The 23,457-nt window shown below is 48.0% G+C and carries 24 protein-coding genes and 2 tRNA genes; 1 reads left to right on the forward strand and 25 read right to left on the reverse strand.

Annotation, left to right across the window (positions count from 1 at the left end):
• Positions 1 to 20: 20 nt before the first annotated feature.
• From PV02_RS00495 to ilvE, 6 genes are all read right to left on the reverse strand, one after another.
• Entirely contained in the window at positions 21 to 476 is a 456-nt protein-coding gene (locus PV02_RS00495; protein ID WP_256621354.1) for an SRPBCC family protein, read from the reverse strand.
• A gap of 197 nt (positions 477 to 673) precedes the next feature.
• Positions 674 to 746, reverse strand: a tRNA-Gln gene (locus PV02_RS00500).
• Between the two features lie 50 nt (positions 747 to 796).
• Positions 797 to 1,888, reverse strand: a complete 1,092-nt coding sequence (locus tag PV02_RS00505) for an OBG GTPase family GTP-binding protein (protein ID WP_256621355.1) — start codon at positions 1,886 to 1,888, stop codon at positions 797 to 799.
• 71 nt (positions 1,889 to 1,959) lie between these two features.
• The gene (locus PV02_RS00510) at positions 1,960 to 3,870 is read right to left on the reverse strand and encodes a molybdopterin biosynthesis protein (protein WP_256621357.1); all 1,911 of its coding nucleotides are present in this window, start codon (positions 3,868 to 3,870) and stop codon (positions 1,960 to 1,962) included.
• Between the two features lie 7 nt (positions 3,871 to 3,877).
• Complete coding sequence (locus PV02_RS00515) at positions 3,878 to 4,126, reverse strand: sodium:proton antiporter (RefSeq protein ID WP_256621358.1); 249 nt, start codon at positions 4,124 to 4,126, stop codon at positions 3,878 to 3,880.
• Positions 4,127 to 4,334: 208 nt separating this feature from the next.
• Positions 4,335 to 5,213, reverse strand: a complete 879-nt coding sequence (gene ilvE, locus PV02_RS00520; RefSeq protein ID WP_256621359.1) for a branched-chain-amino-acid transaminase — start codon at positions 5,211 to 5,213, stop codon at positions 4,335 to 4,337.
• Between the two features lie 159 nt (positions 5,214 to 5,372).
• Between ilvE and PV02_RS00525 the strand changes: the two genes are divergently transcribed.
• Positions 5,373 to 5,447, forward strand: a tRNA-Arg gene (locus PV02_RS00525).
• 101 nt (positions 5,448 to 5,548) lie between these two features.
• On the opposite strand, the gene PV02_RS00530 is transcribed toward PV02_RS00525, so the two are convergent.
• From PV02_RS00530 to PV02_RS00620, 19 genes are all read right to left on the reverse strand, one after another.
• Positions 5,549 to 6,163 carry a superoxide dismutase gene (locus PV02_RS00530; protein ID WP_256621442.1) on the reverse strand — a complete coding sequence of 205 codons (615 nt, stop codon included), beginning with the start codon at positions 6,161 to 6,163 and terminating at the stop codon, positions 5,549 to 5,551.
• Between the two features lie 340 nt (positions 6,164 to 6,503).
• Positions 6,504 to 8,918 carry a phosphoenolpyruvate synthase gene (gene ppsA, locus PV02_RS00535; RefSeq protein WP_256621360.1) on the reverse strand — a complete coding sequence of 805 codons (2,415 nt, stop codon included), beginning with the start codon at positions 8,916 to 8,918 and terminating at the stop codon, positions 6,504 to 6,506.
• A 140-nt stretch (positions 8,919 to 9,058) separates the two neighbouring features.
• The gene (locus tag PV02_RS00540; protein WP_256621362.1) at positions 9,059 to 10,357 is read right to left on the reverse strand and encodes a hypothetical protein; all 1,299 of its coding nucleotides are present in this window, start codon (positions 10,355 to 10,357) and stop codon (positions 9,059 to 9,061) included.
• A gap of 106 nt (positions 10,358 to 10,463) precedes the next feature.
• Positions 10,464 to 11,585, reverse strand: a complete 1,122-nt coding sequence (locus tag PV02_RS00545; RefSeq protein ID WP_256621364.1) for an ABC transporter ATP-binding protein — start codon at positions 11,583 to 11,585, stop codon at positions 10,464 to 10,466.
• A gap of 9 nt (positions 11,586 to 11,594) precedes the next feature.
• Positions 11,595 to 12,263: a molybdate ABC transporter permease subunit gene (gene modB / locus PV02_RS00550; RefSeq protein WP_256621365.1), complete on the reverse strand. Its 669-nt coding sequence runs from the start codon at positions 12,261 to 12,263 to the stop codon at positions 11,595 to 11,597.
• Positions 12,264 to 12,357: 94 nt separating this feature from the next.
• Entirely contained in the window at positions 12,358 to 13,164 is an 807-nt protein-coding gene (modA, locus tag PV02_RS00555) for a molybdate ABC transporter substrate-binding protein (protein WP_256621366.1), read from the reverse strand.
• 237 nt (positions 13,165 to 13,401) lie between these two features.
• Positions 13,402 to 13,833, reverse strand: a complete 432-nt coding sequence (locus PV02_RS00560; protein ID WP_256621368.1) for a peptidylprolyl isomerase — start codon at positions 13,831 to 13,833, stop codon at positions 13,402 to 13,404.
• Between the two features lie 73 nt (positions 13,834 to 13,906).
• On the reverse strand, positions 13,907 to 15,415 hold the full coding sequence (locus PV02_RS00565) for a DUF7289 family protein (RefSeq protein ID WP_256621369.1): 1,509 nt from the start codon (positions 15,413 to 15,415) through the stop codon (positions 13,907 to 13,909).
• Positions 15,416 to 15,439: 24 nt separating this feature from the next.
• Positions 15,440 to 16,213, reverse strand: a complete 774-nt coding sequence (locus tag PV02_RS00570; RefSeq protein WP_256621371.1) for a DUF7289 family protein — start codon at positions 16,211 to 16,213, stop codon at positions 15,440 to 15,442.
• A 16-nt stretch (positions 16,214 to 16,229) separates the two neighbouring features.
• Positions 16,230 to 16,721, reverse strand: a complete 492-nt coding sequence (locus tag PV02_RS00575) for a DUF7266 family protein (RefSeq protein WP_256621372.1) — start codon at positions 16,719 to 16,721, stop codon at positions 16,230 to 16,232.
• The gene (locus PV02_RS00580; RefSeq protein WP_256621374.1) at positions 16,718 to 17,536 is read right to left on the reverse strand and encodes a hypothetical protein; all 819 of its coding nucleotides are present in this window, start codon (positions 17,534 to 17,536) and stop codon (positions 16,718 to 16,720) included. The genes PV02_RS00575 and PV02_RS00580 overlap by 4 nt, the downstream gene beginning before the upstream one ends.
• 24 nt (positions 17,537 to 17,560) lie before the next feature.
• Positions 17,561 to 18,199, reverse strand: a complete 639-nt coding sequence (locus tag PV02_RS00585; RefSeq protein WP_256621376.1) for a DUF7288 family protein — start codon at positions 18,197 to 18,199, stop codon at positions 17,561 to 17,563.
• Positions 18,200 to 18,201: 2 nt separating this feature from the next.
• Positions 18,202 to 18,669, reverse strand: a complete 468-nt coding sequence (locus PV02_RS00590; RefSeq protein WP_425438336.1) for a DUF7287 family protein — start codon at positions 18,667 to 18,669, stop codon at positions 18,202 to 18,204.
• A 75-nt stretch (positions 18,670 to 18,744) separates the two neighbouring features.
• The gene (locus PV02_RS00595; RefSeq protein WP_256621378.1) at positions 18,745 to 20,190 is read right to left on the reverse strand and encodes a DUF7289 family protein; all 1,446 of its coding nucleotides are present in this window, start codon (positions 20,188 to 20,190) and stop codon (positions 18,745 to 18,747) included.
• Positions 20,191 to 20,200: 10 nt separating this feature from the next.
• Positions 20,201 to 20,989 (reverse strand): DUF7289 family protein, encoded by a 789-nt coding sequence (locus PV02_RS00600; RefSeq protein ID WP_256621379.1) that lies wholly within the window; start codon positions 20,987 to 20,989, stop codon positions 20,201 to 20,203.
• Between the two features lie 10 nt (positions 20,990 to 20,999).
• Positions 21,000 to 21,473 carry a DUF7266 family protein gene (locus PV02_RS00605; protein WP_256621381.1) on the reverse strand — a complete coding sequence of 158 codons (474 nt, stop codon included), beginning with the start codon at positions 21,471 to 21,473 and terminating at the stop codon, positions 21,000 to 21,002.
• Entirely contained in the window at positions 21,470 to 22,339 is an 870-nt protein-coding gene (locus tag PV02_RS00610; protein WP_256621382.1) for a hypothetical protein, read from the reverse strand. Before PV02_RS00610 ends, PV02_RS00605 begins: the two co-directional genes overlap by 4 nt.
• A gap of 7 nt (positions 22,340 to 22,346) precedes the next feature.
• Entirely contained in the window at positions 22,347 to 22,964 is a 618-nt protein-coding gene (locus PV02_RS00615; protein ID WP_256621384.1) for a DUF7288 family protein, read from the reverse strand.
• Position 22,965: 1 nt separating this feature from the next.
• Entirely contained in the window at positions 22,966 to 23,442 is a 477-nt protein-coding gene (locus tag PV02_RS00620) for a DUF7287 family protein (RefSeq protein ID WP_256621385.1), read from the reverse strand.
• Between the last annotated feature and the right edge of the window lie 15 nt (positions 23,443 to 23,457).

The following is a 23,457-nucleotide window of genomic DNA, read 5'->3' on the forward strand; positions in this document are numbered from 1 at the left end:
GGGCAGGGAACGAGTCGATCTCATGCATTCTCTGCAAGCTGTTTTAACTTTTGCAGTGCTTCAGGCCAGGTAGCCTGGAACATCTGCTCGTATTCTCCTTCTGCTGTGTCCACATCTACCAGCACTTCTGTTGTGCTGCCCACTTCCTTAAATGTATAGTTCTCAAGTGCACCGGCCCATCCCTTTACTGATTCGCTTGTAGTGTCTTCTTTTCCGTCTTGAACGATGCCTATGTGCTCTATAGAAATATACTCGTAGGGCCGGTTCTCTTTTATACGGCTCACCATGCCGGACATAGCACCTGTTTCTTCAGGTCCAAGGAAGAGCATCTTGCTTCCTTTGCTCCAGTCGCCTACATAGTGGGAACCGGGTCCAAATACATCTGTCCACAGCCGATAGGTATCCCTGCCGAGCATAGTGTTCCATACCTTCTCTCTCGACGTGTTGATACCGATTGAAAAATGAAGTTTGTGCATCCTATTTTCCCCTTTCACATTCCCTTCCGGAATCCCGTTTGCTCTCAATCCCAGTTCCCTTCCATCGTTTTTTGTCCTTGCCGGCGCCAATATACTTCCAATAAGCAAGGATACTGTATAATTTTAGTCGGGGGTCATAAAATAAATATCTATTGTATTTTGGTTCTGTAGTAGGGAATATTCAAGAAAAATCAAAGTAGTCCTGCGCGGATTCGAACCACGGTCTTCGGCTCCAAAGGCCGAAAGGATTGACCACTACCCTACAGGACTACGTTGGTCAGCACAATAAATGCATGATGGTACTTATTTTTTGTGCAGGCTCATTTTGCGATGATGAGGGTCAAAAGATCCTTGTCGTGCATGACATGGTCAAGGCCTGCTCTCTGTCCGGGGTGCTTGGCCGAAGTGCCCCAGACAAGGGCGTACCTGAACTTTCTTCTGAAATCACGGTGCAGGCGGTCACATATGTCGCCGACTGTGATACCTTTGCGGACAATGAGCGGCTCCTCCATGTCGGCAGGGCCTCCCTGGGGCTTGAGGTATATCCTTATGAAATCCAGGGCATCGTAAATGACATCCCTGACCTCCGCCAGGTTCTTTTCCTTGTCCGCTGAGATGTAGGTCGCATCGGGAAACTCCTCCCTGCACTTGCCCAGCGTGTACTCATCCGCCATGTCTACCTTATTTGCTACAACGACTGCCGGCACATAGACCCTGTTGCCCATGATCACGTCAATGAGCTGGTCCATGTTGATATTCTCCCTGATGAGCACGTGGGCATTGTGGATCTTGTACTCGCCCAGGATAGTCTTGATAAGTTCGTCGGGCATATCAAGCTCGATGGTACTGCTGATAGTGACACCTCCGCGGTCCTGTTTCTTGATGACCACGTCGGGATGCTTCTGGTTCAGGCGTATTCCTGCATCGTATAGCTCCTGGGTGAGTACCTGATAGTGCTGGGGCTGGAACACGTCCAGCAGGAACAGCACAAGGTCGCAGTTCCTCACCACCGCGATGACTTCCTTGCCGCGTCCGCGCCCGCTTGCCGCACCCTTTACAAGTCCCGGCACGTCCAGTATCTGGATGGTCGCATTCTTGTACTCCAGAACCCCTGGGATAACATCAAGCGTGGTGAACTCATAGGCGCCCACCTCCGAATGTGCACCGGTGAGCTTGTTCAGCAGGGTGGATTTGCCGACTGAAGGGAAACCTACCAGGGTAACCGTGGCGTCGCCTGATTTCCTTACAGAATAGCCTTCTCCGCCTGACTTGCTGGAGGCTTTTTTCGTAACCTCGTCCCGCAGCCTGGCAAGTTTGGCCTTAAGCCTGCCTATGTGGAAGGAAGTAGCCTTATTGTATGGCGTTTTTCTTATTTCTTCCTCTACTGCTATTATTTCTTCATTTATGCTCATTTGCACCTACAATACCGTGCTAAACTAAAAAAGATTTTCCCGGATAAGTTACCCATCATCCATCCGTCCCATCAGAAAGACAATATCATTTCGCCCGTTCTCCCGTAGGTGCGCAGCCCTGCCGGGAGTCTTTCTGAGAATTCCTCTGAGACCAAAGTCCTCAGAAGCACCTCTATCTCCGGTGCATCCAGCACCTCTCTGCGTACCACAAGATCGAACTCATCCTCGGTCACAGGAAAGAACGCAAGACCTGCCTCCTCCGCAGCAGCTCTCAGGCCGAATCCTACATCTGCTCTTCCATCCTTTATGCTCTCACAGACCGAGCGATGTGTCTTTGATCCGGAGTTGTAGCCTTCAATAGTCTTTGTAAGTTCAGCTCTTGAAATGCCCTTCTGCTCAGCCAGCCTGCCCAGTTCCATATCCAGTATGGCCCTTGTTCCCGAACCGCGGTTCCTGTTTATCAGGCGCAGGCCCGGAAGGTCATCAATTCCCCCTACCTTTGTCTCCGGGCGGAAGATGAGTCCCAGTTCGCGTTTGTACCCTTTGACAAGCACGACATCAGTAAGCCCCATCTTCCTGATGACATGTGAGTTGTATTCCCCTTCAGCATCAGGCATATTGACCCCTGCAATGTCGGTGGTTCCCCCGGCTATGGCAGTGAATCCTGCACTGGAACCCATGTTGAGTGTCCTGATAATCTTTCCTGTCACATCCTCCAGCAGGTCAACACCAAGACACTGCCCTCCTACGAACATTATGTCCGGGCTTCTTGCATTCCCGAACATGGTAACCTCCACGGGACTGCCTGCCTCTATATACTCCGTATGCGCCCTGATCTCAATAATGCCGTCCGCATCTGCAAGGGTTGTAATAGCGCCCGAGGTCTTATCTGCGGGGTATGCCCTGCCGCGCACCACTCCCACTGGGAACAATTCCTCACGGCCGCCTGAGCGAATGCCTGTGCCCATGACCGCCTGCACCTTTGTCTTAAAGGAAGGTGCGACTTCCAGTGAATTGTATAATATGGGTGCTACGAACTCGTTGAATATGCTCAGCGCCGAGGTTGGATTTCCCGGCAGGCCGATAGTGGGCACTCCGTTTATCATCCCGATGACTACAGGCTTGCCCGGCTTGATGGATATCCCGTGGGCGAGTGTCTCTCCTTTTTCCTCAATGATCCGGTACATGATGTCACCGATGCCGGCCGAAGTGCTGCCAGAAGTGAGAACGATATCGCACTCATTTATGGCCCTCTCAAGGGCCTCTTCCATCTGTTTCTCATCATCAGGGACGATGCCGTACATCCTGGGGACCGCGCCGCATTCCTCTATATTTGAGGCAATAGCATATGAATTAGCGTCAAATATCTTCCCGGACAGCAGTTCCTTCCCCGGTTCGACGAGCTCGTCACCTGTAGAAATGATCCCTACGAGCAGCCTCTTTACAGGCACTTCCATTATTCCAATGGATGCCAGCACACCTACTTCCCGCGATCCTATGCGCGTATTCCTCCTGAGCACGCGCTCCCCTTTCATTATGTCACTGCCTGCCCTCATGATGTTCTCGGCGATGTGCACAGGCTGGTAGATAAGCACATCATCACCGACCTGCTTGGTCTGCTCCACCATTATGACCGCATCAGAGCCTTCAGGAATAGGCGCGCCGGTGGAGATCTCTATGGCCTCACCATCACCAACAAAGAATTTCCCTGCGCAGCCTGCCGGAATGGATGCAGTCACCCTTAATGTCACAGGCTCGGGCTCGGTGGCCCTGTAAGTGTCTCTGGCACGCAGGGCATAACCATCCTTAACGGAACGGTTGAATCCGGGAACATCAACACCGGAGAGCACATCCTCTGCCAGGATGCGCCCCGTGGCATTGCCAATGCATACATATTCGGTGCCTGGTGCCACTTTAATATGGTTGACCAGTCTCCTTGCCTCGTCCACAGGGGTGAGCTCTCTGAATTCCTTGCGTTCCATTGTAGTCTTACTTTTCTTCAATATACGCTATAAGCGTTTTGTTGAGCTTGAATATCCGTGATGTGACATACCAGAGGCCCAGAAGGTACACTATCCATGTGGGAATGGAGAGCCATTTCAGGGTAGGATTATCGTCAAGGGCCTCAAAGACTATCAAAAGTGTCACAGGCATCAGCAGCAGTATGGCCATTACCGAATCGTTCAGGTATTTCAGGTTCTCCATCACTACTTTGCCTTTTTCTCCTGCTATATCCATTGTAATTCCTCATATAATCATTTAAACTATTATCTTTAGCCATAAACAAAATCCCCTCCTGCCTGGTAGACAGGACTACAGGATATTATTTAGCCATTTGTATATTATTCTGATAGTATATAATTGATTAGTGCCTGATCGATGAGTGCAGGAGAGATACTAGAAAAAAGCAGTGAGAGGACTGTATCCTCCCTAAAACTTGAGGGCGTTACCTGAATATCGGGGTGCCGGTACTCTGGGTGACACGCTTGAAGGCTTCTACCATCTTCTTCGTGACGGGTCCCGGCTTTCCGGTGCCTATTGCACGTCCGTCGACCTTGACAAGAGGAGCGGCCTCCGCAGCGGTACCTGTGACGAAGATCTCGTCAGCAGTGTAGAGGTCGAACATCCCCAGGTTCTCAACATGGACCTTGATGCCCATCTCTTCAAGCAGCTCGATGGCAGTTGCCCTTGTGATGCCTCTCAGGTTGTTGACTGTGGGAGGGGTGTAGACCTTGCCATTCTTGATGATGAATATGTTGTCTCCTGAGCCTTCGGAAAGGTAACCGTTGCTGTCAAAGAAGATCGCCTCATCGCCACCCTTCTCGTTGGCCTCGATCTTGGCTAGGATGTTGTTGAGATAGTTCAGGGACTTGATGTTGGGTGAAAGAGCATCTGCTGCGTTCCTCCTGACTGCGACAGTGACGCCTGTAAGCCCGGTTTCATAAAGGTCGCCGTACATTGCTCCCCATTCCTGGCTGATGATGAATATGTTGGGTTTTGCACACTTCCTCGGGTCAAGTCCAAGGTCGCCGTTGCCTCTTGAGACGATGGGCCTGATGTAAGCGTCCCTGAGATTGTTCCTCCTGAGGGTCTCCAGGATAGCCTCCTCCATTTCCTCTTTGGTCATGGGGATCTTCAGGGCTATGGCAGTCGCGGAATCATAGAGCCTGTCAACATGCTCGCGTAACTTGAAGACGCGTCCGTTGTAAGCCCTTATGCCTTCAAAAACGCCGTCCCCGTAGAGGAAACCATGGTCATAGACAGAGGTGGTGGCCTTGGATTTGGGGACATACTCGCCGTTGTAGTAGATCAGCAGTTCACTCATTATAAAGCCTCGTTAAGTTGATGGTAGACTTGATGTTAATCTATTATATATTTGTATTTGCCAGTCTACTTCCCTGAGACTGTATTTATATACTCTCCTCTGCGGCACAAAAGACTTTTATGCATAAACGCCTATTTCGTACCCCTGAGCATTTAAAGTGGTCCCGTGGCTTAGCCAGGATATAGCATCGGGCTTCTAACCCGAGGGTCGAGGGTTCAAATCCCTCCGGGATCGCTTTAAATTTTTCAATTCCCAAAAAAGTAAAGCATTCTCCAGTTCAATCATCGGAATGCTTTGTCGTTTCTCTTGCAAAATCCCTGTTGATAAGGTCTATATTACTTGTTTTGCGTCTTCCTGAACCACTTGTCCAGTTCTTCCCAGTCAACTATGTTCCAGAACGCATCTATGAACTTACCTTTCTCGTTCTTGTAATCCAGATAGTAGGCGTGTTCCCATACGTCCAGAGCCATGATTATAGGATAGTCAGGCACCAGGTTCACATTATGTTTCTCGATCTGGAGGATTCCAAGCCTCTTAGTATCGCTGCAATAGGTCAATGCTGCCCACCCGGACCCTTCCACAGTCGATGCTGTCTGGCTGAATTCCTTCTTGAACCTTTCAAAGCTTCCATAATTATCCCTGATAGCTTCGCCCAGTTCACCTACCGGTTCCTTGCTGGCTTTTTCCGCGGGTGTCATCTCCCACCAGAAATAATCATGCAGTACATGACCACCCAGGTTGAAGGAAAAAGCTTTTGCAGTTGCCTTATAGTCAAAGTCAGTTCCTTCTTCTCTGGCTTTATCCATCATCTGCAACAGTGAATTTGCATTATCCACATAGGACTGGTGGTGCTTGTCGTGATGTATCCGCAGCTGCTGCTCGGATATATATGGTTCCAGGTCAGCATAACCGTATTTCAAAGCCGGTAACTTATAGAATTCTTTAGCCATATTCTCCTCCCACTCTTTAATAGCTGATATCAGTTTTTGATATTCAGCGAATGAATCTCTGGTACTGTACCTGCAGAGGATGAGTACCTCAAAACTGTCGGCTGCATTTTCCATGCAAATATTAAGAGCACCTCTGCAGGCGGTTCTATATGCATCTTTGCACAGAATAAATATGACTGAACAGAAAATATAAACTTATGGAAATAAGATTCAGTAGATATCTTTTCCTTATGGCTCTTTTAAGTAGATACCGGAGTTTACCTTTAACGGGTAGCTTTGCGATGCCGGGGGATGTTTAAAGAAGCACCTCCCGGGGCACTTCCTCTGGCTGGCAGGGGATTTATCCCTGCTTCTCCATCTCTTTCTCTGCCTGCCGTATCCTTGGCACGATCCGCAGGACCGAGTCAGGGTTCAGGGATATCGAATCAATGCCCTCCCTCACAAGGAACTCGGCAAATTCCGGGAAGTCACTGGGCGCCTGCCCGCACAGGCCGCTATGCTTGCCGTTACGCTTTGCTCCCTGTATCGCCATGGAAACTATCCTTTTGACTGCCTCATCCCTTTCATCAAAGGACTCGGCAAGTATCTCCGAATCCCTGTCAACGCCCAGGGTCAGCTGGGTCAGGTCATTGGAGCCTATGGAAAAGCCGTCAAAGTATTTGCTGAATTCGTCTACGAGAAGGACGTTGCTTGGTATCTCGCACATCACATACACCTGCAGGCCGCTCCTGCCCCTTTCAAGGCCATGCTTCTTCATCTCGGCAAGCACTTTTTCCGCCTCGTCCACACGTCTGCAGAACGGGATCATAAGAATAAGGTTGGTGAGTCCCATCTCGTCCCTGACCTTCTTCATTGCCCTGCACTCAAGAGCAAAGCCTTCCCTGTACCTCTCATCATAATAACGGGAAGCTCCCCTGAAACCGAGCATGGGGTTGCTCTCCGCAAACTCGAAGTACCTGCCTCCCAGCAGGCTCTCATATTCGTTGGATTTGAAGTCGCTCATGCGTACGACCACTGGCTTGGGATAGAATGCGGCTGCAATGGTCCCCACTCCAAAGGAGAGCTTTTCCACAAAATAATCCTCTTTGCTGCCGTAACCTTTTGTGAGCCCCTCTATCTGTTCAAGCATAATGCTGTCCTGCACCTTTTCAGGATGCACAAGTGCCATGGGGTGGATGCGTATGTAGCTGGATATTATGAACTCCAGTCTTGCAAGCCCTATGCCGTCATTGGGGATCATTGACAGGCCAAAGGCCTCCTCGGGATTTCCAAGGTTCATCATGACCTCGGTATTTGTGCCTTCCATCTCCTTGAGGTCTACGCTTTCAGTATGGAACTTAAGTGCTCCTTCATACACTCTTCCGACGTCTCCCTCGGCACAGCTCACCGTGACATCCATGCCGGATGATAATTTCTCAGTAGCGTTCCCTGCACCTACCACCGCAGGGATTCCCAGCTCCCTGCTCACGATCGCTGCATGGCATGTTCTCCCGCCTTTATTGGTGATGATGGCTGCCGCCTTTTTCATCACAGGCTCCCAGTCAGGAGTGGTGGTATCTGCGACCAGCACTTCTCCTGCCTTGAATGAAGGAAGCACAGAAACATCTGGAATAACTCGAACTTTACCGGCTGCTATCTTACTGCCTACGCTCCGGCCCGTGACGATCACCGATGACCTCTCGTCAAGGACAAAGGTCTCAAGGACATCTTTCCTCTTCAGGGACTGCACGGTTTCGGGCCTTGCCTGTACGATGAATAGTTCCCCGGTCTCGCCATCCTTTGCCCATTCGATATCCATGGGCGATCTCTTTCCATTCTTTCCGGAGTAGTGGTCCTCTATGGTGAGTGCATAAGCTGCAAGCTGGAGGATCTCGTCATCATTGATACAGAAGCGTTTCCTGTCCGCCTCGGGAACATCCACGTTACGGGTCAGCACCCTGGAATCCCCGCGGCCGTATATCATCTTTATCTCCTTTTCACCAAGCGTCTTGTTGATAATAGGCCTGTGTCCTTCCTTCAGTGTGGGCTTGAACACATAATATTCGTCAGGGTTCACGACCCCCTGCACTATATTCTCTCCAAGGCCGTAGGCTGCGGTTATGAACACCACATCCTCGAAGCCTGTTTCCGTATCGATGGTGAACATGACGCCGCTGGATGCAAGGTCCGAGCGCACCATTTTCATGACGCCTATGGAGAGGCCCACCTTGAAATGGTCGAAGTTGTTATTGACGCGGTATGATATCGCCCTGTCTGTAAAAAGTGATGCAAAACACCTGCTGCATGCATCTTTCAGTGAGTGGTACCCGTGGATGTTAAGGTAGGTCTCCTGCTGGCCTGCAAAGGATGCATTAGGAAGGTCTTCCGCAGTTGCCGAGCTGCGCACAGCCACGTCGGTGTCCGGCCCGTATTGTTCGCTGAGCTTGTCATACGCCTCTTTTATCTCGCTCCAGAGATCGTCCGGGATGCCTGCATCAAGAATGATGCCTCTCGCCTTCTTTCCCCTCTGCGAGAGATCGTGCACGTCTTCCGTATCCAGCCCTTCAAGGGTGTTCTTAAGTTCATTAAGAGAACCGGAAGATTCGAGAACGTGCCAGTATGCATCTGCGGTAACTGTAAACCCGTTCGGGATCCTGATACCCTTACCTGTCAGTTCCCTGTACATCTCCCCGATGGAGGCATTCTTGCCACCCACCAACGGAACATCATCTATTGTGATCTCTTCAAACCACCGGATATATTTGCTGTTTCCCATACTAGATCCCTGCATCTGGAATTAAGGATAATAGGATAACATTGAACTTCAAAAGTATTATGTTTTTGCTGGCTTTCACGAACTAGGATAAGTATGTATGGATAAGCAAGAACATGTAGGTAAGCAAGGATGCGTGAATCTCAGCTGTCATATATTATCTCGGCGTCCACGCCAAAGATATCTTTTATCTGCGAGTTGAGCATCTTCCTTGCCTCTTCCAGTTTGCCCTCAGTTTCCTCCAGTTCTTTCCTTTCCGAATCAAGCTCGCTTAAGAGGAGGCTGGCTGAAGCCTGGCGCTGGACTACCTGCTTCACGAGGTTCTCCCTTTCCCTGTAGACATCCAGCCGGCTTAGCTCTTCCCGGTGTGATCTTATCTCTGATACATATCGTTCTCTCTGGGCACGCAGGCCGGATATTGTTGAGGGATCCCTGAGCTTTTCTATCTGCCTGAGTATCTTGTCGTACATCTGGTCCTTAAGTCCCAGGTCCCTGTTATCAATCCTTTTTTTGAGCATGTCGAGAAACTGCCCGAGTTCATTCTCCCGGATCGAGGCAGGTTCATCCCTTATCATGCCAAGCAGCTTTCTGTTCTCAGGCGATAGCACGTACATCTCGTTCTTGTCCTGTTTTTCCATTCTGGAAAGCGCCTTGGACATGGGCGTGAACAATCTGCTGATCTCCGCATCCACGGCAGACACCTTCCCTTCAAGTGCCCTGATCCGCTCTTCAAGGTCTCTCGCTCTTTCAAAGTCCCTGCCGCCCTCAAGTCCTTCAATCCCGGCTGTAGTAGCTGCAAGCTCCTTCTGTACAGCCTCGTACTTTGACTCAAGATCGGCCATCCTTTCACTATACTGTTCTGCAATCCTCATTTGCTGATGTATGTTCTCCACCTGTTCAGGGAGCTTTTCAAAGGCGTCTGTCCTTTTCCTTTTATTCTCAAGGAGAGCATGGAGCTCATCAAGCTGTCTTTCAAGGTTTACAAGGCTGAGGATGATGTTCTCGAATTCCCTTGGGTAGAGGGCTTTTATGTATAACTGGCTTCTGCGGGTGTTATCTAAGGCAGTTTTAAGGACGGATCGTGCATCCATGTAGAATTCAAGTGCATCCCTGGGTTCCCGGCCGAAAGGCACCCTTATCTTTCCTGTGACAAGGTCAAGGTTATGGGCTACATTATCCCTGTTCGAGTCTCCTGCTTTCTCCATCTTTTTGCTGGCTTCGGCAAGCGCTTCTGCCTCAAGCAGGCTTTTCTTGGCACCACTGATCTGCTTGACAGCTGCGTCTATCTCTGTATACTTCTCCCCTATCTGCGGCCTCAGTGAGCCGAATTCTTTTTCGCGCTCCTCCCTGATCAGTTCAGGGAGCTTGCTGAACTGGAGCTTTACTGGTGTGACCTCAGTATCTTTCTGCCTTTTCCCGAATATCTTCTCTATGAATTTCATTCTCTTTATGAACAGAGGGAATCCTGCGTTAAAAGCCTGTTGGAATCTCGCTTCCTGCCAGTTCCTGCAAATCCCGGATCTCCTGAGAAGGCGGTCGGTCCTGTCTTTAAAAGAGCACTATCCTGTTCATGTCAATGCGGATCCTGCAGGCATCTCCGGTCTGGAGACCCCTGTTCTCCAGAAGCTGATTTGGCACTTCAGCAAAAAGCAGGTCCTGATGCTCAGGCACTTCAAGAGCCATCAGTCTGCTCGATCCCTTATTGATCGTGCTCCTCACAGATGCGCTGAAAATATTGCTCTCCTGTGTAGTGCCTTCCATATCTTCCCGGAGAATACGGATGTTCTCAGGCCGGATGCCCCAGGATGTCCTGTCCCCTGTTCTCAGTCCGGTATTGTTGGCTTTTATCAGCATTTCCCCGCTCTTCAAAAGGACAGTGCCCGACCCGTTATCCGCTTCCACCACTACGGCGTCGCCGAAGATGTTGGACATGCCCACAAGTTCGGCAACATGCCTGTTGTTGGGATGGTAGAATACTTCCTCGGGCGTGCCTGTCTGCTGCACGCGCCCTTCATGGAAAACCACCACCTTATCAGCTATTGTGAAAGCTTCCACATGGTTGTGCGTGATAAAGAGTACCGGTATCCCGAGCTCTCTCTGTATCTGCTTGATCCTTTCCCGGAGTTTCATGCGGACGATCATGTCCAGCGCCGAGAAGGGTTCGTCCAGCAGCAGGATATCGGGTTTCGGGGCCAGCGCGCGGGCCAGCGCTACCCTTTGTTTCTGTCCTCCCGACAGCTGCGAGGGGTAATTGTCCTCAAGGCCCTCGATATGGAGCAGGTGCAGCATCTCCCGGACCCTTCTGTCCTTTTCCTCCTCGCCCCATCCTTTCAGGCCGTAGGCTATGTTCTTTTTGACATCCATGTGGGGGAAAAGGGCATAGTTCTGGAAAACGTAGCCTAGACTGCGTTCCTGGACCGGAAGGTTGATCTGCTTATGGCAGTCGAAGTACGTCCTGTCATTGACTATTATCTTACCGCCATTTGGTTCCAGCAGCCCTGATATGCACTGGAGGGTCGTGGTCTTCCCGGAACCGGAGCGTCCGAAAAGTACCACCAGCTCGTTGCCGGCCTCGAACTTGGCATCAAGCAGGAAAGCCGGCTCTATACCTCTCTTCTTATCGCTCTTCTTCCTGTAGTACCGTTTCCTGAAATCCACTCTGATGCCCATACTTCCTCCTCATATCCTCCAGCTGTTAACAAGTTTTGCAGTCACGGCCATGGAAAGGAAAGATATTGCCACGAGTATGATGACCAGCATATTGGCAAGCTCGCTGTTGCCTGCCTGGAATGCGCTGTATATAGAGATCGACATTGTGTTGGTCCTTCCCGGGATATTGCCGGCGACCATGAGCGTTGCACCGAATTCCCCCACGGCCCTTGCAAAGCTCAGGACGATGCCTGCAAGTATGCCCTTTCTGGCAAGCGGGAGCGTAATGAAGAGTGCAGTGTCAAGCTCCTTCCTTCCCAGGGTGAATGCTGCATATTCGAAATCCCTGTCCACGGCCTCGATGGCTGCCGTGGTGGTCTTGACCATCAGCGGAATAGACACTATGAAAGCCGCAATGGCAGCGGCCTCCCAGGTGAATAGTATGCTCCATCCTGTTATGTTGTACAATATGCTGCCAAGAAAGCCGTTCCTGCCCAGGAGCACCACCAGCAGGTAACCTGTCACCGTGGGTGGAAGCACAAGGGGTAAAGTAACAAAGATGTCTGCAAGCCATTTTCCCCTGAAATCACGTCTTGCGAGTATATATGATATGATCACGCCTGCCAGCGCCACTGCAAGCGTGGATATTACCGCAATTTTCAGTGTAATTGAAAGGGGGAACCAGATCTGTTCTATCATCACTTACATTCCAAAATATATGTCCTGAATCCTTATGTCCCCAATATAGATTTACTTTTGTTCCGGACATAACTGTCCTGTCAGGCGCTGCATCTCACTCGCTCTGAGGAATGCTGAACCCATATTGTTCCAGTATGGTTCTGCCGTTCTCTCCCGTCACGAAGTCCACAAATCTCTGTGATTCTTCGAGATGCCGGGTGGATGAGACAACAGCTATTGGGTATGTGACGGGTGTGCTCACGGGGACAGAGGTTACCACTTCAATTGTATCCCGCCGTGCAGACGATGCGTCGGTGCTGAACACAAATCCCGCATCAGCTTCTCCCATTTCCACGTAGACAAGCACCTGCTTCACGTTCTCTCCCATGAGCATCTTGCCTGAAACGCTGCCCCACATCCCGGCGCTGACTAGTGATTCCCTTGCATATTTACCTGCGGGCACTGTCTCCGGATTCCCTATCGCTATGTTCCTGACATCGGACCTCGTAAGGTCTTCCATGCCTGTGATCCCAAGACCGTTACCCTTTGGGACTATCAGCACGAGGGAGTTCTCCACGAAATCCTCTCTTGTATCGTTATGTATCAAGCCCTTTGATGCAAGCATGTCCATCTGGTCCCGGGCAGCCGATGCAAACACATCTATGGGCGCTCCGCCCTCGATCTGTGACCTGAGGGTTCCCGATGACGCAAAGTTGAAAACGACATCTATGCCCGGATTATCTGTTTCGAACTCCTTCTCCATTGCTGTGAAAGCTTCGGTAAGGCTTGCAGCAGAGGATACTGTTATTGTTGTGTTCTGCGTCGGCCTTGTACCTGTGTCAGTGTCCGTACATCCGCTCACAAAGAGCCCCATCGTTAAGATGGCTGCAATAGCCAGGATCAGTTTTTTGCTTAGTGCCATGATTGTTACTCTCCTCCGGTAGCCTGAATAACGACAAAGATAATTTCCTACGTTATGTCCGACTGTACATAACGGTCTCTTCCTCATTTTACTATAAGTAGTTTTCTGAAGGGGGATTCTGTTAAGTTAAGGAGTACGGACTAATGGATGAACCCACATGAATCAGGTAGATATCTGGGATCAGAAAATTATACATTAAAACAGAAAAAAGCAGCATCACGGCTGCTTCAAAAAGAGTTACTCTTCAACAATGGTGACTTTCTTCATCTTGTCTTTTGCCTTGATCTTGTTCACGACATCCATGCCTTCGATGACCTGGCCGAAGACTGTGTGGACGCCGTCAAGGTGGGGCTGTGGCGAGTGTGTGATGAAGAACTGGCTGCCGCCGGTATCCTTGCCTGCGTGGGCCATGGAGAGCGCGCCCTTGCCGTGCTTGCGCGGGTTGCCCTTGGTTTCGCACTTGATGCTGTAGCCTGGTCCGCCGGTGCCGTCTCCCTTGGGGCACCCGCCTTGGATAACGAAATTGGGGATGACCCTGTGGAAAGTGAGCCCGTCATAGTATCCTTTCTTTATGAGCTTCTCGAAGTTCTCCACGGTCTTTGGCGCATCCTTCTCGAACAGTTCCAGTACGATGTTGCCTTTCTCGGTTTCGATGATCGCTTTCTTCATATGATTCACCTTATTTGCAGGTTCAATGGGCGGGATTGATTTAAGGGTTTCTGTAAAACCCTTAATTGCTTACTTATTCGAGTGTCACTTCTACATCATTGCTTGTGATGTGCAGGTATGTGAGGACGCCGCCTCCGCCATCATAAATCAAGGTGTATGTGGACTCATCCATGTTGATCTTATTGTTTTTTTTATTCTTGTTTGGCTGTGCATTATTACCTTCCAGCCACGTACACTCGATAACACCATCCTGTGACAGGAGTTTCATATAGTGCTGGGTGATGTTATTCACTGATTGTATGCTGTTCGCATTGCTTCCGGTGATATTAATATCCGGTGTCATTCTTGTAGGGCTGATAGGACCCCAAGAATATTCTTCATCAGATTTTTGCGAATCATATTTTAGCATATAAGTGTCATTCACAAGGTCAAGTGTACTGTTTGCTTCCTTGTTTGTAGCTGAATAAACTGGGTAAGTGCTTATGCTTTCCCATACTTCCACTTGGCTGCCGTCACCAAAAGCAGCATCTGTATATGTAATAGTTAAGCCGAGAGTATAAGGATGAGGCTGACTAACTTTTTTGACTTCATATGTCAGAGTCTTCGTTTTTGATGTAGCAGTGATTTTTGAGCCTGCAGGGTTAAAATTGGATGCATCGGTATCTACAGCTTCTAAATAGAAAGAGAAGTTGCCGATTGGTGTGGAGTTTGACTGGTTTAACTTGCCGATCTTGAACGAATTCATCAAGGGGAATGTTCCCATCTTGGGTTTTGTATCCATCTCGATGATAGCTGTCTTATTTCTGTGGTCAAGCATAGCAGTGGTGGTTGTCAGTGTCTCTGCATACTCTGCCCACCCGTCATAGAACTCGCTGTTAAAATAGATAAGGATCTTATCACAGTTAAGGGGGTTTGTGAAACTATTGCCCAGGGTTGTGTTTGGGTAAAGCACCACGGGCTTATTGGAGGCCTTCACCTTCATATTCACATTTGAACTTCCTCCGACAGAGTCACTGCCTGTCACTTTCATGATCGGGAGGGTTAAAGTCTCGCCGTTATAATGGAACTCAGGCGGCGATACCATTATAGTTCCTCCATCCGGATATCTGGACCAGATGCCTCCCCCCTCATAAGCTATGATTCTGTTTCCGGAATAGTATCTTACTTTCCCCATGGATGCATTGAATCCTGTAAAATTCTGTTCATTCTCTTCATACCATTTCCATGAATTCCAGGTTCCACGGTTCGGGTAAAAACTGTTATACCAGGAGGAATCGGAAGATAAAGCTATAACCATTATGCTGCTCTCATTGTAGGACTCCGGGTTCCCGTGCACTGCGATATTCTCTCCCATAAGGGTAAGCGACGTTGTCTGAAGAGGAGATTCTCCAAGTGATGATTTACTTGTCCTGGAGTCAAAGACCGTAAATGCCTGTTCCACCTTCTGGGCTTTAGCCATCTCCTGAGTGTCACCAATCAAAGGTGCAGTGTAAAGGAGCATCAGACCTATCGACAACAGGCTAATAACAAGAATTATTGAGATACCGATCACGGATGAAACCGCAGTATCATTTTTCAACATGGTTTTCAAAGCTCTCCCCTTCTTCTAGTTTATTGTAACTATCATGGGTGAATTGGCTACATATACATCAATATTAGGATGATATTCCTTGCTCATATATATGGTTTTATTACTGCTGTTTTCCCAGACTATTGACATCTTCAGGCTTTCATTCAGGTGTTTTTCCCATGCTTCGAAATAGTCGCTAGTCACGGAGATGTTCACGCGGGATATGTTCTCGTATCTTTCCACTCTTTTTGTCCCGCCATCTGCAGTTACACGAACAAGCCCGGAGCCCGATAAGGATGTGAGACCGTCAATCTTAGCCACAGGTATTACTAAGGCATTATTCTCATAAGTGAAACGGGGCTCTGAGACCATCACTGCCCGTCCGTTGTTATATTTCGCCCACACACCGGTGTTCTCATAACAAATGGTGGTATCCTGGAAGCTGTTCTCGACATTCTTTACTCTTGTACCTACAGCGGATATCATCTCAACACTGTTTGTCGAAGAGTTCCACACCCCTAAATCAACATTAATAAAATTATCTCCGGCTACAGATAAGGATCCTCCGTACATCTTCATCTCTATGGACTGAGATGGTGAGTTCCCCTGTACCACTTTGTTCATATTAAGGGCCAGTACCTCGAACCCCTGCCTGATGTTCTCTGTCTGTTGTGCCTTTTGAATGTTTTCAAGCATTGGTGCGCCGGTAACTACTATTACTCCTATGGCAAGGAGCATTATGCTCAGGATGATGCTGAAATCCACCATTTCGGAAACCGCATCCTCTGACTTTGTAAATATACTTTTCATAAAGCTCCTCCTGTTTTTAGCAGATCTCCAGCATGTTTGAGGTCGTATTATAATGCAAAATGAAATCACTTGAGCCACTGTATATTTTTGTGGGCTTGATACTGACTTCTCTGGTGGTGTACGATACGCTGACCCTTGTTTCTTCCCTTTCTTCAGACTCAAATATTATCTCTTTAGGATGGTCGGAGAACTCCACTGAGTACTCCTTGTTTGCTATTGTATCCGGGAGTGTTAGCTGGTAAGCAATATTTTCCACTTTTCCCCCGGTGTTGTTGGTTAACTGGACAGCCGTATCAATATTTGATATCTGCAAAGAGATGTCGTTGCCATGGATCTCAAACTCATCGCGCATTACGGTATGTTCTGCCCTGTCCATTAGAGCGTAGAAAGAGTTAATCAAAACGATTGTGGCTATGACTGTGATCGTAAGAGTAAGTATAAATCCTACTGACAGAGATACTGCCCTGTCGTCAAGGACCAGATTTCTGCTGGCAATTCTCGGAGTCATATCTGCCCCTGCGGTAATGTTATAGGTATCGTTACGTTCATTTCCAGATGGCCGTTCTTATTAAGCGACATAGTGGCATTGAGTACATGGTATCTTCTGATCTCAAAGGGCTTTCCGTTGGTCAGATTTCCTGCTAAAGAAAAAGTCCCGCCAGCCTGGCTGCCGTTTACAATCCGGATTTTGTATTGCTCCCCTGCTGTCATGGTATCAAAATGAAAGTCCGTATTATTGGTTAGATTTATATAGCCACTACCAATAGGCACAGTACGCAATATGTTCGTGCTGTTGCTGTCTGTAACATTGGCATAGTACATGCCACTGGAATTGAATATTCTGACTGACCAGAACATGCCTGAATGGTTGAGCGCCTCCACAACAAGGCAGTTTGGCTCATTTCCGATTGTTGATGTGTTTATTTCTAGCTCAAAGACATCAGTTTTGTTAACTCTCTCGACGACAGTCCATTCAGATTTCCCGTTACTTAGGCCATTCGCTGTGAAATATGGCTCCTGTAATGGACCATTACTCAGCTTGAATATAAAACCTGAAGGAGCATAACTGGTTGCCATTATATTTGTATAATTTGAAATATATGAACTGTCAATTGAGCTTCCGGTATAGGCTTTTTCGTAAGCCTGAGTAGTGATTTTCATCGTATTGGCGAAATCGAATACATTAGTTTCAATATTTGCTTCTGATGCAGTATTACTTGCATAAATTATATTATTGAGCATGACTGTCAGGACAACAATCCCCATCCCTATGGCAAAACCGGCGATCAATATCATCTGTGCAGAGTTATTCCACTTTTTCATACAATATCCTCTAACTTTTAATGATTACATACGCCACAGGGTTAGCTTTACATCTACTACATTATAGAAATCTGTACCTGTATCGGCATCCCTAATACCTGTGTTCTGTCTGAAAGATGAAGGGTCCATATTAGGAAAATCAGTATCCGATAAGAGTATCCTTTTGGTGATTATCACGGCGTTATCCGAAGGTTCCCCGTTGTAGATATATTTCTCCCATCTATATGTGTACTTATGGGAATCCTTGAGATCCTCTCTTAGCCATGCAACTTCTACGTTATGTGCTATTCCTTTTCCAGCTGCGACAGTTTTTAGTATTTCTGCAGTTGAACTGTTTGTAAGCACATCGCCGTTTACTGAGCTATATTCACAGGAGTCCCATGTATAATATGCTCCATCCCAGTTCAGTATGTCTCTTTTGAGAGGCGAGTCCTGTCCGTATTCGGCATAATCCAGTGAGTTAAGCATGTCCTGACCCAGTATCTGCAACTGCGCTTCTATATGTGCATTGGCTGTAGAGGAAGTAAGTGGGGTCAGGGATGTCGCCTGGACAGTAAAAATAATCACGCCAATTATCAGTAACAATGCCATTAAGGCTTCAAGTGTGTATATCTGAGCAGAAGGGTTTGACTTAAAGGCAGCAGTAATTTTTTTTTTCAGCATGTTCACCACACTCTTACAGATAGAACTGCATCCGAAGTATTACCGTCACTTTCATTCCTCAGCATCACTACCCTTATTGTCTGCCCTATATTCCCGTGTGATGGCAGTGGCTTTCCTGCAGATCTGATAATTCCTGTGGTATTCTCTAGTGTGACGTTAATATCATACCTCAGGTAAGTCCCATTCATCCCCAGCAAGTCAACAGTATCCTGGTAGTTACTGTCAGCATAGTTAAAGAAATCATCAACTCTGGTGCCATTCAGGAGATTGGTTGCTCCGGGCATGCCTGCACTCATATTCTGCTCAATTATGTTTGTCGAAACCCTGTCGGCTATCAATGTGACCTCATCTGAGTTTGACTGGAATGGGGTAAACAACCCGGATGTATAATTGAATACAAAGATAATACTGATCAGGAATATTGCAATCCCTATAAGATAATCTATGTGCATCTGACCTTTATTATCCATGATACTCCATATAAATATTCAATTTATTATATAAAAAGCTACTTGCTAAACCTTAAGGGATGATTTTAACGTTATTCAACTGAGAGTAACCTCAAGATCGTTCCTGCTCACATGCAGGTAAGTGATACTTCCCGGCATCCCGTCATACAATAGCGTGAGTGTTGATTCTGAATAATCTACGGGATCAGAGCTTCCCGGGGATTGAATGTTGAATATGACCGAACCGTCCATGGTGAGGAGCTTCATGTAATGCTGGGATACGGTATTCAGCGACTGGGTTTTATTTATATTGTCTTTTGTAATAACCAGATCCGGCCATGAAAAATCCCCGTTTCTTGAAATATATGCCATATTAATGGAAGAACTCAAAAGATCTACCGTCGCTGACTGATCCGCCTGTGTGCCGCTTATCGGGAAATAATCTGCACTGGTGGCTCCTTGCCAAGTTTCAGTTGTACTGCTGATGGCAGTATCCTTATATGCAATTTCAAGATTTAAGCGGGAGTTGCCGCTTTTCTGCACATAGTATGTAAGGGTCTTCGAACCGGATGTGGCAGTTATCTGATAATTGTTAGGATTCAATCCCTGACTTGATTTTGCTTCGAGGTTGAACTTGAAATCCCACATTGGTGCAGGGTTTGTGTCATTGAGGGTACCAATCTTAAACGTCTGCTTAAGCTGGTCCTTTCCCATTTCAGGCAGCACTTCCAGTTCCACGATGGCAGTCTGGTTTGCATCATCGGTTGTTGCACTGGCATAGGTGAGGGAATTGGCGTAATCGGCCCAGGCAGTGTAGAATTCGCTCTTTATGTAGATGAGTACTTTATCCGAGCTGAGTGGGTTCACTTTCTTTGTACTGCTGGGGTCCGGATAGAGGACAGTAGGCATGTTGTTGGAATTCACGGTCACTGCAACATCGGTCCTTCCGCTGAAAACTTCGTTTCCTTTTATTTTCATTATCGGCAGGGTCAGGGTCTCTCCGTTATAGTGGAATTCGGGTGGAGATATCATAACTGCTTTTCCTGTAGGGTATTTTGACCAGACACCGCCCCCTTCATAACCGATGATGCGGTCTCCCTGCGTATAGGTAATGCTTCCCATTGGTGACTCGAACACAGTCATGTTTGGCTGACTTTCGTAAGGCTCCCAACTGTTCCAGTTGAATCTGTTGTTCATAAAACTAGTGTACCATGATCCCTCGCTGAGCTGGGCACATACCACTACGATCTGGCTGTTCTGATAGGCATTTGCATCTCCCTTGACACTGACACTTCCGTCCATTATGGAGAAGGATGTTGTCTGGCTTGGTGATTCTCCCAGTGCCACCTTGCTTGTCCTGGAGTCGAATACGGTAAATGCCTGCTCAGCCCTCTGAGCTGTGGCCATTTCCTGCATGTTTTTCATTGAAGGAGCTGAATACAGGAGGATGACGCTTGTAGATGTAATCGTCAGTGCAAGGATTATCATGACTCCTACTACTGCAGACACAGCTTTTTCAGACCGGAGCAAATTTTGAACCACTATAAAACCTCTACTCAATAGTTACACTCATCGGGGATAATGTTATAAGCACATCTATTCCGGGGTTATAACTCCGGCTGACGGATACTGTCTTATTCTGGTGATCCACACTATCGACACCCATTTCCAAAGTCTCATTAAGGTACTTTCCCCAGCCTTCATAATAGTCGCTGGTGATTGTCAGGCTAACCATGGATACGTTCTCGTACATTGATACTGATATCTGCCCTCCCTGCGAGACCACCCGGGTCAGGCCTGAGCCAGATATGCTCCTGGATCCTGAAATAGTTACCATGGGGATAAGCAAGGTATTATCGTAGTATGCAAAATCCGGTTTGGAGATAGCCACCGACATTCCCTGCGGATATCTGGCCCATGTGCCTGTGTTCTCATAGGCTACATTATTCTCTCCATACTGATTCTCGATCGTCCTCATCTGCCTTTCAATGGAACGGGTATTATACGCTGAACTGCTGCTGTTCCATACCCGCATGCTCACATTCATGCGACTGGTCCCTGCGACAGATACCTGGCTCCCGTACATTTTAAGTTCCACTGATTGTGACGGTGCTTTCCCGTATGCCACTTTGTTGATATTGGGCTGCAGCACAGAGAAGCTCTGCTCAATGTTGAGGAGATGCCCTCTCTCCTGCATGTGTTCAAGCATGGGATATCCTGCAACACCAATCACGCCAAGCGCCAGGACCATGATCCCAAGGGTCAGGCTGAACCCAAGCACTTCCGAGAGAGCATCTTCGGATGCAACAATGTTTTTTCCCGTCCTTCTTCTGCTGTCCATGCACTCATCCTCAGGATATCTCAATAGTGTTGTTTATGGGGTTGTAAACCATCAGGAACTCGCCTTTCGAACTGTACAGTATGGTGGGAGTAACAGTGGTGTCCCGGGTGGAATAAGGTACCTTGACCCTTGTCTCGATCCTGTCCCCAGACATGATGGTAATGTCATTTGTAGCGTTTGAGAATTCAATTGAGTACTCTTCCCCGGCGATCCTGTCCGGAAGGGATAGCCTGTAACTGATCTTTCCGATAGTGGCTCCTGCATCCTTTGCAATGCCCACTGTTGTGTCTATGGATGCTATACGGGCTGCTATGTCGCTTCCATGGATTTCGAACTCATCCCGCATGACCGTTTGCTCTGCCTGTCCCATCATTGAATAGAAGGACGAAAGAGCGATAACAAGCACAAGAACCGTTATGGAGAATGTGAGTATGAAGCCCAGTGGGACCGATACTGCATTCTCGTCTCCTGTCAGTCCTCTCATGATATCCCTCCCGGCAGGATTATGGGTACTGTCCTGTTAATGCTCATCTGGCCGGAGCTCATCCTCAGTGTGGGATTCGCTACTTGGTGCCTCATAATTGTGAATGGATGGCCGGACGTAAGGTTCCCGGATATAGTGCACATGCCACCTGTGCTGTTTCCATTATAGATGTTTATCGAATAGTCCTGGCCTGCAGATGTCGGATAGTTGAACGAAGGAACCCCTGCCCCATTGATCTGGTTGCCTGTTATGTTTATTTCCAGCGGTGTTACTGCTGTTACATTACGGTAACTGGGTATTGATGAGCTGACTATGACAGTTATATTTATAGTTCCGCTTGTATTGTACATCCTCATTAGCCACAGGCTACTCCCGCTATGATTGACTGCTTCAATAACAAGAGGATTGGATTCATTCCCCATACTCGAGGTATTTGGTGTAAGATAGAATACTTCAGCAGTATCTACATTGCTCACAAGGGTCCAGTTACTTTTCCCTTCTGCAAGCCCGTTGTGGGTGAAATAGGGTTCTGAATAATCATGGTCCTGCAGGTGGAATGTGAAACCTGCTATCGCATAGTTCTGTGAGGCTTTCCTGGAATAGGATTCAATATACTTCCTATACTGAGTGTCATCAGTAGTATTATTACTGCCGTCCAGGGCGTATCTGTAGGCATCCTGATATGCTTCAGTAGTTGTCTGGATGGCATTGGCAATATCATAACGTGAGGTATCGATACTTGATTCCGAGGCCATGTTGCTGGCGTATATCACATTGTTCAGCATAACCGTTATCACAACTATGCCTACTCCGATGGCGAATCCTGCTATGAGCAGCAACTGTGCGGAATCATTGAAACTTTTCATGCGATCACTACATCCTCCAGAGCATCATCTTTACATTGACGACGTTGTAGAACTCTGTGCTATTATCTGCATCAGGAATGCCCGTACTTTTCATGAATTCGGTTGCGTTGCCGACATCCGCATTGGACAATTGTACTCTTTTTGATATCACCACGGCGTTATTGGAAGGGTCCCCGTTGTATATGTATCTCCTCGATACGGAGACGCCTTCTTCGTTGACCCAGCCGAAGTATACATTATGGGCTATTCCTCTCTTGACCGCAACGGCTTCCAGTGTCCTTGCAAGTGAGCTTTGCTGAAGCTCATGGGTTGGTGTTCTTACGGTCTTGTAAATAGTGCCGTTCCAGACATACTGCTCACCGTCCCAGTTCAGGATATCAGTCTTCAGTGCCGAATCCCTCCCATAAGGCGAGTATGAGAGTGCATTGAGCATGTCCTGACCCATTGTCTGTAGCTGGGCCTCTATGTGGGCATTGGCAGTGGAAGATGTAAGGGGGGTAAGTGAAGTTGCCTGCACGGTGTACACTATAATGGCGACCATAATGAGCGAGGCCATGATAGCTTCGAGTGTGTGCATCTGGGCACGTTCCTCTTTCCCCGGCCTGAACAGCAGATCTTTCTTCAATTTACCACACCCTGAACGAGAGGATCAGCATTTCCGTATTGCCTGTGGCTTCATCCCTGGAGAGTATGATCCGTCTTGTCTGTCCGATGTTCACCTGAGGGGGTATCTCCTTTCCTGCACTGTAGACAATGTTGCCACTGCTGATATTCTCAGCCGTGACGTTCAGTTCATAGCGCAGGTAGCTGCCGTTCATACCAAGGGAATTTATGGTGGACTGATAATTGGCATTATTGAGTTCACTGAAGAATTCATTCATCTTTGTAGCGTTCACAAGGTTGGGAAGGCCTTCATCTCCGGCACTGATCCTCTTTTCCACAACGTTCGTAGAGACCCTGTCCGCTATCAGCGTCACTTCATCCGAGTTGGACTGGAACGGCGTGAAAATGCCGGAGGTATAACTGAACACGAAGACAATTGCAAGCAAGAAGATCGTGATGCTTATCAGATAGTCTATGGTTATCTGGCCTTTATCGTCCATAAATACCTCAGTTAC

The sequence above is a fragment of the Methanolobus chelungpuianus genome (genome assembly GCF_024500045.1).
Lineage (GTDB): Archaea > Halobacteriota > Methanosarcinia > Methanosarcinales > Methanosarcinaceae > Methanolobus > Methanolobus chelungpuianus.

What these genes read in the sequence shown, in the direction of transcription:
- PV02_RS00495 (WP_256621354.1), bottom strand. Translation starts at nt 476, where the DNA reads ATGCACAAACTTCATTTTTCAATCGGTATCAACACGTCGAGAGAGAAG.
- PV02_RS00505 (WP_256621355.1), bottom strand. Translation starts at nt 1,888, where the DNA reads ATGAGCATAAATGAAGAAATAATAGCAGTAGAGGAAGAAATAAGAAAA.
- PV02_RS00510 (WP_256621357.1), bottom strand. Translation starts at nt 3,870, where the DNA reads ATGGAACGCAAGGAATTCAGAGAGCTCACCCCTGTGGACGAGGCAAGG.
- PV02_RS00515 (WP_256621358.1), bottom strand. Translation starts at nt 4,126, where the DNA reads ATGGATATAGCAGGAGAAAAAGGCAAAGTAGTGATGGAGAACCTGAAA.
- ilvE (WP_256621359.1), bottom strand. Translation starts at nt 5,213, where the DNA reads ATGAGTGAACTGCTGATCTACTACAACGGCGAGTATGTCCCCAAATCC.
- PV02_RS00530 (WP_256621442.1), bottom strand. Translation starts at nt 6,163, where the DNA reads ATGGCTAAAGAATTCTATAAGTTACCGGCTTTGAAATACGGTTATGCT.
- ppsA (WP_256621360.1), bottom strand. Translation starts at nt 8,918, where the DNA reads ATGGGAAACAGCAAATATATCCGGTGGTTTGAAGAGATCACAATAGAT.
- PV02_RS00540 (WP_256621362.1), bottom strand. Translation starts at nt 10,357, where the DNA reads ATGAAATTCATAGAGAAGATATTCGGGAAAAGGCAGAAAGATACTGAG.
- PV02_RS00545 (WP_256621364.1), bottom strand. Translation starts at nt 11,585, where the DNA reads ATGGGCATCAGAGTGGATTTCAGGAAACGGTACTACAGGAAGAAGAGC.
- modB (WP_256621365.1), bottom strand. Translation starts at nt 12,263, where the DNA reads ATGATAGAACAGATCTGGTTCCCCCTTTCAATTACACTGAAAATTGCG.
- modA (WP_256621366.1), bottom strand. Translation starts at nt 13,164, where the DNA reads ATGGCACTAAGCAAAAAACTGATCCTGGCTATTGCAGCCATCTTAACG.
- PV02_RS00560 (WP_256621368.1), bottom strand. Translation starts at nt 13,833, where the DNA reads ATGAAGAAAGCGATCATCGAAACCGAGAAAGGCAACATCGTACTGGAA.
- PV02_RS00565 (WP_256621369.1), bottom strand. Translation starts at nt 15,415, where the DNA reads ATGTTGAAAAATGATACTGCGGTTTCATCCGTGATCGGTATCTCAATA.
- PV02_RS00570 (WP_256621371.1), bottom strand. Translation starts at nt 16,213, where the DNA reads ATGAAAAGTATATTTACAAAGTCAGAGGATGCGGTTTCCGAAATGGTG.
- PV02_RS00575 (WP_256621372.1), bottom strand. Translation starts at nt 16,721, where the DNA reads ATGACTCCGAGAATTGCCAGCAGAAATCTGGTCCTTGACGACAGGGCA.
- PV02_RS00580 (WP_256621374.1), bottom strand. Translation starts at nt 17,536, where the DNA reads ATGAAAAAGTGGAATAACTCTGCACAGATGATATTGATCGCCGGTTTT.
- PV02_RS00585 (WP_256621376.1), bottom strand. Translation starts at nt 18,199, where the DNA reads ATGCTGAAAAAAAAAATTACTGCTGCCTTTAAGTCAAACCCTTCTGCT.
- PV02_RS00590 (WP_425438336.1), bottom strand. Translation starts at nt 18,669, where the DNA reads ATGGATAATAAAGGTCAGATGCACATAGATTATCTTATAGGGATTGCA.
- PV02_RS00600 (WP_256621379.1), bottom strand. Translation starts at nt 20,989, where the DNA reads ATGGACAGCAGAAGAAGGACGGGAAAAAACATTGTTGCATCCGAAGAT.
- PV02_RS00605 (WP_256621381.1), bottom strand. Translation starts at nt 21,473, where the DNA reads ATGAGAGGACTGACAGGAGACGAGAATGCAGTATCGGTCCCACTGGGC.
- PV02_RS00610 (WP_256621382.1), bottom strand. Translation starts at nt 22,339, where the DNA reads ATGAAAAGTTTCAATGATTCCGCACAGTTGCTGCTCATAGCAGGATTC.
- PV02_RS00620 (WP_256621385.1), bottom strand. Translation starts at nt 23,442, where the DNA reads ATGGACGATAAAGGCCAGATAACCATAGACTATCTGATAAGCATCACG.